Annotated in this window: 9 protein-coding genes and 1 tRNA gene; 7 read left to right on the top strand and 3 right to left on the bottom strand. The window is 44.9% G+C overall.

Going from position 1 to position 13,373, the window contains the following annotated elements; genetic code table 11:
• The first annotated feature begins 122 nt into the window (after positions 1-122).
• On the top strand, positions 123-1,859 hold the full coding sequence (locus EDM52_RS18980) for an ABC transporter ATP-binding protein (protein ID WP_122910525.1): 1,737 nt from the start codon (positions 123-125) through the stop codon (positions 1,857-1,859).
• On the top strand, positions 1,852-3,696 hold the full coding sequence (locus tag EDM52_RS18985; protein ID WP_122910526.1) for an ABC transporter ATP-binding protein: 1,845 nt from the start codon (positions 1,852-1,854) through the stop codon (positions 3,694-3,696). The genes EDM52_RS18980 and EDM52_RS18985 overlap by 8 nt, the downstream gene beginning before the upstream one ends.
• A 55-nt stretch (positions 3,697-3,751) precedes the next feature.
• On the opposite strand, the gene EDM52_RS18990 is transcribed toward EDM52_RS18985, so the two are convergent.
• Entirely contained in the window at positions 3,752-4,984 is a 1,233-nt protein-coding gene (locus EDM52_RS18990) for a purple acid phosphatase family protein (RefSeq protein WP_122910527.1), read from the bottom strand.
• 196 nt (positions 4,985-5,180) lie between these two features.
• Between EDM52_RS18990 and EDM52_RS18995 the strand changes: the two genes are divergently transcribed.
• Positions 5,181-6,932 carry an amidohydrolase gene (locus tag EDM52_RS18995; protein ID WP_122910528.1) on the top strand — a complete coding sequence of 584 codons (1,752 nt, stop codon included), beginning with the start codon at positions 5,181-5,183 and terminating at the stop codon, positions 6,930-6,932.
• 141 nt (positions 6,933-7,073) lie between these two features.
• Here the strand turns inward: EDM52_RS18995 and EDM52_RS19000 are convergent, their stop codons facing one another.
• Positions 7,074-7,580 (bottom strand): GNAT family N-acetyltransferase, encoded by a 507-nt coding sequence (locus tag EDM52_RS19000; RefSeq protein ID WP_122910529.1) that lies wholly within the window; start codon positions 7,578-7,580, stop codon positions 7,074-7,076.
• A gap of 231 nt (positions 7,581-7,811) precedes the next feature.
• On the opposite strand from EDM52_RS19000, the gene EDM52_RS19005 reads away from it, so the two are divergent.
• Positions 7,812-7,887 (top strand) — tRNA-Ala (locus tag EDM52_RS19005).
• 231 nt (positions 7,888-8,118) lie between these two features.
• Here the strand turns inward: EDM52_RS19005 and EDM52_RS19010 are convergent.
• Entirely contained in the window at positions 8,119-10,695 is a 2,577-nt protein-coding gene (locus EDM52_RS19010; protein ID WP_122910530.1) for an AAA family ATPase, read from the bottom strand.
• A 313-nt stretch (positions 10,696-11,008) separates the two neighbouring features.
• Between EDM52_RS19010 and EDM52_RS19015 the strand changes: the two genes are divergently transcribed.
• The 3 genes from EDM52_RS19015 to EDM52_RS25750 all read left to right on the top strand — a co-directional run.
• Positions 11,009-12,040 carry a restriction endonuclease PLD domain-containing protein gene (locus EDM52_RS19015; RefSeq protein ID WP_122910531.1) on the top strand — a complete coding sequence of 344 codons (1,032 nt, stop codon included), beginning with the start codon at positions 11,009-11,011 and terminating at the stop codon, positions 12,038-12,040.
• A gap of 96 nt (positions 12,041-12,136) precedes the next feature.
• Positions 12,137-12,910 (top strand): hypothetical protein, encoded by a 774-nt coding sequence (locus EDM52_RS19020; protein ID WP_183185194.1) that lies wholly within the window; start codon positions 12,137-12,139, stop codon positions 12,908-12,910.
• Positions 12,911-13,261: 351 nt separating this feature from the next.
• A partial coding sequence (locus tag EDM52_RS25750) for a transposase (RefSeq protein WP_148038781.1) occupies positions 13,262-13,373 on the top strand: 112 nt, incomplete at its 3' end.

A 13,373-nucleotide genomic window follows, 5' to 3' on the forward strand; every position in this document is an offset into this window, starting at 1 on the left:
CGATACCTTTAATAGTTAGGTAACTAATTAATTTTGTGATGAGAAGCTTGCACCGTTCAGATTCTCATGCATGAAAGCTACATACCCTGCTCCTGCAGACAGGGAGTAAAAGAGGTGCAACCATGCTTAAGTTATTTTCCTATTTGCGGCCTCATTGGGTGGCAACCCTGCTGGCTCCGCTACTCATGCTGCTGGAGGTGGCGATGGATTTGATGCAGCCCATTCTGATGGCAAGCATCATCGATGAAGGCGTGATGAAGGGCGATCTCGCTCACATCCAACAGACCGGCCTGCTCATGCTGGGTGCTGCTCTGGTTGGACTTGTCGGCGGTGTAGGCTGCTCGATCTATTCCAGTATCGCCTCACAGCGGTTTGGCGAGGATCTTCGTCATGATGTGTTCAGACGTGTACAGACCTTTTCATTCCGAAATCTGGACGAATTGAATACCGGTTCGCTCATTACGCGGCTCACGAACGATATTGTTCAGCTGCAGACCATGGTGCAGATGCTGCTTCGCATCTTCGTCCGTTCTCCTTTCTTGGCTATCGGCAGCATGATTATGGCTGTCATGATCAGTCCGAAACTTGCCATTATTTTAGCGATTGCCGTACCGCTGCTTTTCGTTGTCATGTTTCTTATTATCCGAAATGTACTTCCGCTTTTTTCAAACGTTCAGAAGAAAATGGATAAGCTGAATACCGTATTGCAGGAGAATCTGGCAGGTATACGGGTATCCAAGGCTTTTGTGCGCGCCGATTACGAGAACGAACGCTTCAGCCGGGCGAATGCGGATTACACGCAGGGAGCCATCAAGGCTCAGCGGCTGGTCGCGATAAACATGCCCATTCTGACCATGATCTTGAATGTTTGCATCGTTGCCGTGCTCTGGCTTGGTGGAAAGGACGCGATCGATGGTTCTTTCGAGGTCGGCAGCTTGGTCGCGTTCATTAACTATGTGACACAGGTTCTTTTCTCTGTCTCCTCGGTAGCCATGCTGCTCGTTCGCGTATCCAGCGCCAAGGTATCTGCAGACCGGATTCAGGAGGTACTCCATACCGAATCGGAGATCCAAAGCCAGGCCAATCCTGTAAGGGCTGTCCATCATCAAGGCGAGGTTGTATTTGAAAATGTCACATTTGCGTACGGGTCTGATGCGAAGGGAGCAGTGCTTCGGGATGTATCATTCTCCGTAAAGCCGGGGCAAAATGTAGCGATTATCGGAGCAACAGGCTCAGGAAAATCGTCCTTGGTCGGTCTCATCCCGCGACTGTATGACACGACTAGCGGGCGCATTTTGATAGACGGGTCAGATGTGCGTGAGTATGAGCTGCAGTCCTTGAGAGAAAAAATAGGGATCGTCCTGCAGGAAACCATCCTCTTCACGGGGTCGATCCGCGACAATATTCGTTACGGCAAGCCAGATGCGTCGGACGAGGAGGTCATGGCGGCGGCTCAAGCGGCACAGGCACATGACTTCATCATGGCGATGCCAGACGGCTACGATACACAGCTTGGACAGCGGGGCATCAACCTGTCAGGCGGGCAGAAGCAGCGCATCTCGATTGCAAGAGCGCTGATCCTCCAGCCGTCCATCCTCATCCTCGATGACAGTACCAGCGCCATCGACATGGGGACGGAATCGCGGATTCAGGGCGCACTTGCACGATTGATGCACGGGCGTACCAGTATACTCATTGCACAGCGTATTTCTTCTGTCATGGATGCAGACAAAATTCTGGTATTGGAGGATGGACGAGTAGTCGGTGAAGGCACACACCATGAATTGCTGGCTTCCTGCGAGCTCTATCAGGATATTTACCGTTCGCAGCTGGGAGGGGAGGAACCAAGCTATGGCTGAACCCAAACAGCATTCCAATCCAGTCAGCGGCGGGAGTATTGATCTGAGCATGAGAGGCGGTGGATCACGGCCTGGCATGCCGATGACAAAAGTGAAGCCGAAAAACACCATGCGGACCATCCGTCGTTTGTGGAGATACATTCGTTCCTACCAGCGCGGGCTGATTGCCGTTATCCTCTTTACGATCATCACTACGCTATTGTCCTTGGTTGCTCCTTATCTGCTAGGCACGACCGTAGACCACTACATTATACCCGGCGATTTTCAGGGGCTGCTTGGGCTATGTGTAGTCCTGCTTGCTGTCTATGCAGGTACGGCGATGACGGCATGGCTGCAGCAGCAGGTCATGGTAAAGGTCGCGCAGCATACCGTCCAGTCGATGCGACGAGATATTTTTGCAAGGCTACAACTGCTCCCGTTGCGCTTTTTTGACAGCAAAACACATGGTGAATTGATGAGCCGGACCACCAATGATATCGAAAATGTATCCGGTACCTTGAATCAGAGTGTGACACAGCTGATTGCCAGCGTATTGTCGCTAATTGGCTCGCTTGCGATCATGCTGTATCTGAATGTGTGGCTGACCTTGCTCAGCATGGTCACGATTCCGCTCGTCATGCTTTTTACGAAAACGGTAGCGACGCGCACACGCAAGTATTTTTCCAATCAACAGGCTAGCTTGGGAGAACTGAACAGCTTTATCGAAGAGACCGTTTCCGGACAGAAGGTCGTGCAGGTATACCGCAGGGAACAAAAGGCGGCGGAGCAGTTCGATGAAATCAACCACAAGCTGACGAACGCGAGTATACAGGCACAAATCTATTCGGGCACCATGGGCCCGGTCATGAACGTACTGAACAACCTGAGCTTTGCACTGATTGCAGCGGTTGGCGGCTGGATGGCGTTCAACGAATGGACGACTGTCGGGGTCATCGTGGCTTTTCTGAACTACTCGAAGCAGTTTCAGCGACCGCTAAGCGATTTGGCCAACCAGTTCAATCTCCTGCAATCTGCTGTCGCTGGGGCGGAGCGTGCGTTTGAAACCATCGATACAAAAACAGAGTATGAGGATGAAGCGCATAGCAGGAGCATCGAAGAGGTGAGAGGCGAGGTTCGCTTTGATCGTGTATCCTTCAGCTACAAGAATGGTGTTCCCATTCTGAGCGAGGTGTCGCTGACCGCAAGTCCGGGGCAGACGATCGCTCTTGTCGGTCCGACAGGTGCTGGAAAAACGACGATTATCAATCTGCTGACTCGTTTTTACGAGATTGATTCCGGTATCGTCACTATCGACGGTGTGGACATCCGACAGCTGGATAAAAACAGTTTGCGCAGCAAGCTGGGCATCGTTCTGCAGGATGCGTACGTGTTTTCCGATACAATCCGCGAGAATATCCGGTACGGCAGACTGGATGCCACAGACGAGGAGATTGAGGCAGCAGCCAGACTCGCCAACGCGCACACTTTTATTCAAAAGCTGCCAGACGGCTACGACACCATGCTCATGAGTGGTGGCGGCAATCTCAGCCAAGGTCAACGACAGCTCTTGACCATCGCCCGTGCGGTGCTTGCCGATCCGGCCATTCTGATCCTCGATGAGGCGACGAGCAGCATCGATACCCGTACGGAGATGCATATTCAGACCGCGATGCGAAAGCTGATGAAGGGACGCACCAGCTTTGTGATCGCCCACCGTCTCAGTACGATTCGAGAGGCAGACCAGATCCTGGTTATCAATCAGGGCGGGATTATCGAGCGGGGGACCCACGACGAGCTGCTGGAGGAGCGCGGTTTTTATTACGAGCTGTACAACAGCCAGTTCAAGCGTTCGAGCTAATTGAAGAATGAAAGGGTAAACACGCCGTTACTAGCTGGCGTGTTTTTCGTTTCTCTTATTTATTTATTGTAAAAGTATCAACTGGTGAGCCATCAACCGCAAAAGCTGCATACGTGAGGGTGTTTCCCGCGATTTGAATACCTGCAAACGTCGGCTTTCCGTTTTGCAGATGGACGCGATGGTAGAACAGATCGGCCTTCTTTTTGTTCCATTTGCTGCCGGCAGCATTCGTGACGACATATACGGTGCCTTTTCCATCCTCGACGATTTGGTTGTTTTGGAGTGGATAAGACCTCGAGTATTCATGATTATGGCCTTGCAATACCAGATCGACACCGAATTCATCGAAGAGCGGTACCCACTTGTCCAGCAGGGACTCTTTTTGATTGCCGCCATAGGGTCCATGATGCATGGCCACGATAATCCAGGGCTGTTTCGTGGCGGCCAAATCTGCACGCAGCCATTCGGTTTGCTTCTTTACCTTCGATTCTGTATTCAGAAAAACGAAATGAGCCGGGCCGTAATCGAAGGAATAGCTGGTACCGGGTTTTACGCTGTCCGAACCGTTTTCAGGCAAATTGAAATGAGCAAGGAAGCGGTCTGCGTTCCCATCGATTTCTTCGTGGTTGCCGGTTGCTGGCATCAGCGGATAGCTGGCAAGCCAGGTTTGTGCATGGGAGAAGAACGACTGCCAGGAGCGTTCATCTTCCGGATCTTCCGTCAGATCGCCGTTGTGCACAATAAATTTGGCGTCTGGGAAGGTGGCAAAGGCTTGGTTCAAGGTTTTGCCCCACAGCTGGAAATCTGCGTCAGTGACCCCTTGTGAATCCGTTACATTGATGAAAGTAAAGGCTGTCGTATGTTTGGCTTCGGTTTCAAACTCCGCAGGTTGGCTCCAGCCTTCGTTTTCGCCATTACCTACCCGGTAGGTATAACGAGTGCCAGGAGTGAGATTGGTTGCGAAGACCTTGTGGGCACCTTGCACAGTGCCATTTCCCGTATCGATCGGTGTGGTCGTACCCTCGAAGGTCAGCACGACATCCCGATCAAAATCCGTAATACCGGAGCCGGGCGCGATCTGGAGGACAGTAGCAGCATCCGGATTAGCAGTCTGCCAAGTAAAGGCGCGGCTTGTCTGGGGATTTTCCTTGAAGGTAGTGACGATGGAATGGGGAGTCAGCGATGATGGTGTCGACGGAATGCCTGATGACAGCTGGAACGCGGCAACGGCAATGACGACTGCAAGCAGGGCGATGATTAGCAGCCCGTACATATTCTTTTTGCTCATGGTTTACCTCCATATCGATAACAAAACCTGCTCGTAATCGTGATCGGGATCGCAGCATATTCTCATATAGCCGCACAATTCACGCATGGTTGTTTCGTCATTCTATCAGGAGCATGAATATTTATTGACCATTGTGAATAATTAGTCATAATAGGAAGAAAGTGTTTCTTATTTAGTATAGTTAATGGGGGATAAAATGAATATCGCAAAAATCATTTCCACAAGTACAGCGAGCCTGCTGCTCAGCTCCTTGCTGGTAAGCGCCGCCAGTGCAGCTGGCGGCTCATCTGCGCCCTTCAGCATCAAATCGGCTGATTTGGTCATCGAGGATGCCAAGGTGTACACGGTAGACAAAGACAAGCCTTGGGCAGAGGCAATCGCCATTAAAAACGGCGAGATCGTGTACGTCGGAACGAACAACGGCGTAAAGAAATTTAAAGGCGAGCAGACCCAAGTGATTGACCTGGATGGCAAGATGGTCATGCCCGGAATGATGGACAACCATAATCATGCCCATTATTTCGTCCGAGAGATCTTTTCCTTGCCGCTGTTTGGAAAATCGACTTTAGAAGAGTATCAAGCTGCCTTGAAGGCGTATCTCGAAGAACATCCTGACATTCAGTTCGTGCAGGGAATGGGCTGGCAAGCTCCCGTATTTGGTCCTACTGGTCCATCTAAAGAGCTTTTAGACGAGCTGGCGCCAAACGTACCAGTAGTCCTGACATCCGAAGACGGACATTCCGCATGGGTCAATTCGAAGGCGTTGGAGCTGGCGGGCATCACCAAGGAAACAGCAGATCCCAAAGACGGCTTGATTGAGCGCGATCCGAAAACAGGTGAGCCAAGCGGCACCTTGCGCGAGGGAGCAAAAGACCTGCTGAAGCCGATCTTGCCAAGCGATTACACGGTGGAGCAATACAAGGAAGCCATCCACGGCTTTGAGAAAAAGGCAGCATCGATGGGGATTACCGAGGTACATATTCCGGCAATTAGCCCGGATAGCAATCCATACAAGGCATTCAAAGAGCTGGAAGCAGCCAATGACTTGCATATGCGCTATCGCCTTGCATTTCGAGGAGAGGCTGCAGAGATCGACAAGCAGCTCCCAGTATTTGTTCAGGAAAGAGCGAAAAACCAAGGGCCTTTGTTCCAAACCAACTCCGTCAAGCTGTTTATGGATGGCGTCGTCGAAGGCGGCACTGCATGGCTGAACGAGTCCTACGAGCATAAGGACAATTTCAATGGTATCGCGGAAGTAGAACCAGAAGTGTTGAACAAGGCTGTGGTCGCTTTGGATGAAGCAGGCTTCCAGGTTCACGTGCACTCGATCGGAGATAAAGCGACGTCAACCGTACTGGATTCCTTCGCACTGGCGAAGAAAGACAACGCCACAGACGACGCGCGTCACGCCATTACCCATATTCAACTCGTCACGCCTGAGGATGTCAAACGCTTTGGCGAGCTGGGCGTAGTGGCGGATGCACAAGTATTCTGGCATATGGAGGAAAAGGGATACTTCGAGCAGTCTGTCGAGTTCTTGGGAGATGAACGCGCGCATCATCAATACCCGCTGAAAAGCTTTATGGATGCAGGCGCCATCTTCACCAACTCCAGCGACTACCCTGTAACGGTGAACTGGAACCCTATGCAAGCCATTCAGATCGGGGTCACCCGCATGGAAATCGGGGAGACGGATGTCAATCGCACACTTTGGCCGGAAGAGCGTGTCAGTGTAGCGGACATGATCAAAGCGCTGACCTACAACGGCGCGTACGCCAACTTCATGGAGCAGGAAGTCGGATCGATTGAGGTAGGGAAGAAGGCAGATATCATCGTATTGGATAAAAATCTGTTGGAAATCCCGGCAAGTGAGATCAGTGAAACCAAAGTGCTGCTGACGTTGTTTGAAGGGCAGGTAGTGTATCGGGATAGCTCATTGAAGGAATAGAGTAGGTGGAATGTTTCTTATTTGGAATTAAGTAAAAACGTTCAGGCCTTATCTTGGTGTATTCAACCAGGATAAGGCCTGAAAGGCTTTTTGTATGGCTTTTTATTCATAGAATAGAAAGGGTGTCTATGTAGATGAAGATCACTCTTGGTTCCTGGTCAAGCTGTATCCGCTGTACACCTCATCCCAATTCAGCGGCCGACCCATCCGTTTTTCCATTTGCCCGAGTGGCTGAAAACCAAATTGAGCGTATAAGGAATGGGCATCATTTGTGGCGAGTGTAAAACTGGTTCCTTTTAAGTGGGGATGTTCAACAATGATGCTCATCAGCCATTTGCTGAGCCCCTTACCTCTATATCCGGGTAGAACGAAGACATCGCCTAACCAAGAGAAGCGGACAAAATCCGAAACAACTCTAGCAAAACCCACTTGTTTAGCCTGACCGATCGAAGGGTTGCCTTCGTAGATTCCGTAGCATAGGCTTGAATGGGTAATCGCTGCTTGTACCAGCTCTTTTGCAATGCCGTTCGCCCAATAGGATTCTTTATTGAGGAATTGATAGATGGCTTCGACGTCTAAATAATCTTTATTTGTACTGATAGTGAATTCATCGTTTCTGGTCCAAAGTTGATCTTGAGTGAGTGGCACGAGCTTTCCTCCCGGTCCGAATTGGTTTGGAAATTTATACAGTTAAATGTATTTTGTATACCGTTATTTCGTCAAGCTGATGTTGTCATTTTCGGGTTGGACACAATTTACCGAGTTGTTTGAGAACGTCTACTGTGTACATACAAGCCGTATTCGTATATGGATAATTTAGGCGCAAATTTTGTTGACATTGAATTTTCTCCATGCTAAGATAAATCTTGTTCAGTTCATGGGGCATTAGCTCAGCTGGGAGAGCGCTACACTGGCAGTGTAGAGGTCAGCGGTTCGATCCCGCTATGCTCCACCATAAAGAAGTCGCTAAACGCTTGGGTTTCCGAGCGTTTTTTTGTATTTCTTGATTAGAACTTGTTTTGTGGTTAAGAGGTCTTACATTAATATTGACCTCGTCTGAGTATAAATTTCGCGGCTTATAGTTACTCGCTCCGAGTAGAGTGGGTATGAGAGATAGTTAAATAAAGGCAGTGTAGAATCACTATGGATTCTACACTGCCTATTCTTGTATTTCTTATAAAAATCGTTACGCTGTCGAACGTTTCTTAAATTCCACTAACCATGTTTTTAACCGTTCCATGTCGGCTTTAAGTTCATCTGGTTCAGGCAACATTACTGGTGTTTCATAAGACTGAGAATGCTCATATGTAGAGTACTTGGTCATATACTCTTCAAACATTTTACAATCATCTACAGAGATATGAGCCAATTTATGGATTTTTCCCATTGTATTTACTGAGCGCCTAAATCGTTGAACTACATCAGCGAGTAAGTCATTCTCTATAAAGCGTTCGATTAAAATTCTGAAATCACTGCAAATACCTTTTGCCAGAAGATCGTATTCTAGTCTTCCATGTTCAAGTAAGATTTTCTGTGCTCTATTAAGTCTGTCGTTCAGGAGAAGATTTAGTGCCTTATCAGGTTTCTTAGCAAATACAGGGGTTTCCCCAGGTTCACCTGAACCCCAAGATTCTGCTCTAAGCCATGTTACGGTACAATCTACTCCCAAATCACTTGCAGCCTCTTCAAGTAAAGTCAGAAACGAAAGTCTATGAGTGAAAACAATGACTTGCCGGGATTGACTTAGTTTAGCGATTCTTTTAACAGTTGCTTCTTCAAATATTTGATCTAGGGAAGATATTGGGTCATCAAATATGAAGGGAGTGTTATCTGAACTTCCTTCAACGTCTGCAAGAAATCCAGCAAGGGAGACTATTCGAAACTCACCTTCACTCAGTACTTCTGAAGTACGAACGTTAGTTTGGTTATTTTTAAGTCGGATTTGATGATAGATATGTCCTCTCTCGGCCTTACTTTTTATAAGGTCAACATTTATTCTTGAACCACCGAGTTCTTTTAGTTCTTTCTGGAATCTTTTAATGTATTCTGCTGTAATCAGCTCGTCAGACAGTGAAGATTTTTTTATAGATAATGCTTGAGTATTTGTCAATGACAGGGCAGTCTTAAATTTTGTAATGCGTTTTAACTTACTAATATTATCAACAATAATATTTTTGTTTTGATGCAGCCATTTGCGAGCTTCAAGTTCGACAATGTTATTCTTTATCTGATCTCTGTTTTCCATTTTAGACAACTTATCATAGTCAGCAGCTTGTAGCTCTTTAACAATTGCAGCTTCGTTTAAGGCGGTTAGAATGTCTTCGTGAGGTAAGGGTGCAAGTTGGTCGAGAGATGTAGCTTCATTTAAACACCTATTTCGATTTTGAAGAGCAGTACAAAAGTCAATTACATTCTGCCTTTCGTCATCAGATGTCATACCCATAGAAGTAAAATGTAATGCCAAGGTTGGCTCACTGGGAATCTCTTTAACTGCTTTGATTAATGTAGCAAGATGTTCTTCGGCAGTTTTAGCTTGCTTGTTAAGGGAAGTTTTTACATATGATTCAAAAGAGTTTAGTCTGCCCTGAGCTTCCAGTGAAAGGGGTTGATGGCATAGTACACAGTTTGAATCGGTGGAAGTGTATGGAAATGTTTCACTTGGATAGGCATATTGCTCAGAGAATAATCTAGCTTGCTCCCAGAGCAATTTCCAGCTATCAGTACCTATACCTTCAAGCGGAAGGCCTTCGAATACCTTCTTAGCATCTTCGTCTGCAGCTTTCTTTTTACTCTCATAGTCTACCTTCGCATTGATTATTTTTGTACATGCATCATCGCTTAAGGAATTTTTTATATCGGTTAATTGAGTATGTAGATTTTTAATACTCTTTGCTGTGTTCTTAAATTGTTTCATCTTTTCAATAGGATCAGTCTCGGCAATTTGTTGTCTTTTATTGTTGAGCTCAAATTCATCCGCTTCTATCCACGAACAGCGTGTATCAATATCTTGGGAGAGTGTTTTGTCGCTAATGTTATTTAACCACATAACAGATTTGGTTCTTGAACTTCCATCTGGAGGGGTTAATTTTGTCAGAGAAATGCTGTCCATTTCCTGTTTAACTGCTTGTCCGACTTTGATGCATGTATCTGTCAATTGACTAAAAAATTTGAGGAGCCAAGGCTCATAAGCAACTTCGTTCTCATCATTGACATATACATTGGCACAGTCAGTATCGTACAGTTGTAACGTGCTTAACTCATTAATAGGCCCCATTTCGGGAGTCCAATGAACTTCGCTTGCCTTCTCATTTTTGGTAATAGTCAGGCTACATTCTTGGGGTTGTTGTTCTTTAGCATACACATTCCCCAACAACTTTCCCGGCTTTTTAGCTCCAGAGATATGTTTTAGTAAACGTACATAACTTGATTTACCTGAGCCATTTTGACCATAGACAATGGATAAAGAACTACCAAAGGTTATCGGACTTCTTGGACCAAGAGCACTTATTCCCTTAACACTATGTATTGCTTCAAGTCTTAATTGTGTCGATGAATCCTTTGCTGAGAGACTATTTGTTTCAACTCGTTTGAATTCCTTTTCTGAATCTAAAAGCTGTACTTCGGCTTTGCATAATTCAATTAACTCTTGGAGGTCTGTATCAGTCAGTGTATTGCTATTGCTTATTAGACGTGATGCAGCGTCTTGAAGCCAGCGTGGGCGTTGACATAGCCATTGTTCGACATTACTGAATATTTCACTCATTTATAGTCCTCCCCATATTTAACATATTATAGTACAATTTTACCATATACCAACTTATCTCAATAGCGTACTGGAAACTCTGCCTATGGACCTTTTAATCAATAATAAGTGGAATTAATGGTGGGTTATTCAACTTGTAGTTATAAATTTTTGAAAAAATGAAATAGAAGAAGTAGTTTATCAGGAGGGATTAGATGCGAATTATTACAGACTCAAGTTTAATTACTCATTACCAACGCATTATGGAAGAGAAATTCTTCGAAGCGAAACGAAAAAATAAACTGGGTCAAGACATACAAGGAGAAGGTTGGTAATGAAGATTCTAAACAATATCGAGTCTAGTCACTTCAATGACATAAAGGAATTAGTCAGGGATGCAGATGAGTTTTATATCATTAGTCCATACCTCATGGAGTCTTTCGATGTATTTTTTGACGAGATCATCGCCCCTTCAGGTGTGAAACGTATTGTGCTCATAACAACCCTGCGGGACAATGACCCCGACTTGTTTAAGAAGGCAAATTCTCTTTATTCGTTTTCGGTGAATTGCCTTACCCGAACGATTGCATATCGAATTCATGTGGACAATAAGCTGCATGGTAAAATTTATATCGCTTGTAAAGATAGTTCTCCGATCAGTGGTATTATCACATCAGCAAACTTTACGGATCGAGGGTTAAATCATAACCATGAATGGGGTATACAGATCGATGATACTACGCGGCTAAAACAAATTATAACCGATATCAGTAAAGTTAGTAGTCATGCTCTTACGTACGAAGAGCTTCACAACATTATTATTAAGATTGATAGTTTCTCTCAGAACGGAGTACCGCTTTCCCCTAAGATCAATCTAAAGATCAACAATTTCATCAAGCATAAGGTTGTTGAACCTATGACAGACATTCGCTATTTCATAAAGCCAGTTGGTTTTTCCGATGAGCCGTTTGAGACTACAAGGACTTTATCAAGTGGTATTGAGGTCATGCACTTTTCGAAAAGACGCCCAAACTCCATTCGTATTGGTGACATTTTGATATGTTATGGCGTCGGAACGACGAAGCTATTGGGGTACTTCGAGGTTATTAGCGAACCGTACATTTGGGACGAAAAGAGCAGATGGCCTTGGGAAATTAAAGCAAAAAACCTTAGCCCTAAGTACAGCCAGTCATGGATGTCTTTCGAAAATACGATCTCATCGATTCAGGCTTCCTTTGATACCATGTATCCCGTTACGTATGTTGGAGGAAAAACTCTTGGAGCATTACAGTTTGGTGCAGATAAGATTAGGCTATCAGAAGAGTTTGCTAATCATTTACTCAATATAATTGATAGCAGTATATAAATCTATTAAATGGTAGAAGAGTCTGTAGATTATGCTCAACAGTTTGTTGTTTTAAGGAGTGATTTAATGATATGTAAATTGTGTGGAAATCCAAACATGGACAAACCTGAAAGTCATATAGTTTCTAAATTTTTTTTCGATTGGTTAAAACGCACTTCGCCAACGGGGTTTTTAAGAGAACCGCAAAATTCCAATAAAAGGTTGCAGGATGGCTTAAAGCTTGAATTCCTCTGTTCAAACTGTGAGAAGGTTATGGGTAAATGGGAAAAGAGCTTCTCAGAAAAAATATTTAAACCTTTATCTAATTGTAACGCAACATTTTCATTTAAGTGTGATGATGAATATATACTGAAGTTTGGTGTATCAATTGTATGGAGAGCATTGGAATATAATTATGGAATGAACTTAATCTCAGACATGACTGAAGAAGAACTAAATGATATGCAAAAAGCATTGGAAACTTGGAAGGATTATTTATTAGATAATTCACAAGGAATAGGAAAAAACCATGTTTACATTATTCCTGTAAAGCAATTTCTTGATAATGGTCAGCCAATTAGTATAGCCTACAATAGAAGCGTGGGTATTGATTTTAAAGTGTTTGATGACCAATACTGGGGCTTTGTATTTGTAAAGGTACCAAATATGATTATAATTGGTGATGTGATAGGTGACCCCGACTCAAACATGAAAAAGTATCAAATTTATAAACAGAACACCATAAAAGATGAGGTTCTTCCAATTATTCCTGAAGTAGTAGTTCGTGTTATTAATAATAGTATTGCTCACTTTGAAAAAGGTGCCGAAAATATTAGCCAACATCAAATTGAAAAAATTAGATATACCTATAATAAGACAAGCAATAAGTAAAAGGGTTCTAATTTCAGTTTTTCTCCATAAATGTTAGGCTGTTAAATAACCACTACGGCAGAGCGCTACACTGGCAGTGTAGAGGTCAGCGGTTCGATCCCGCTATGCTCCACCATACATAAAACCTTGATATAACTTGATTGTTCAAATGCTCACGAGTCACCTGAAAAGGTGGCTTTTTTACTATATAGGAAAGTATATAATTTTGAGGGGCGCAAGCCCCTCTATTTGTTGGTAAAATCGTTATATGGAGACAAATATTCTTAAACAGATTTCTCAATAGCCCCTTAGGAAACTTGGACACATGGAGTGTAATTTAGTACACTATATGTGAACAGGGGGAAGGCAACAATGAAACGAAAACAATACTCCAATGAGTTTAAAATGCAAGTGGTAAAAGAAGCTCTGGAAAGTGGAAATCGAGCTGCCGTTGCCAGAAGATACGAACTCCACTACAATGTCG

The sequence above is a fragment of the Brevibacillus invocatus genome (assembly GCF_003710915.1).
GTDB classification, from domain to species: Bacteria; Bacillota; Bacilli; order Brevibacillales; family Brevibacillaceae; genus Brevibacillus; species Brevibacillus invocatus.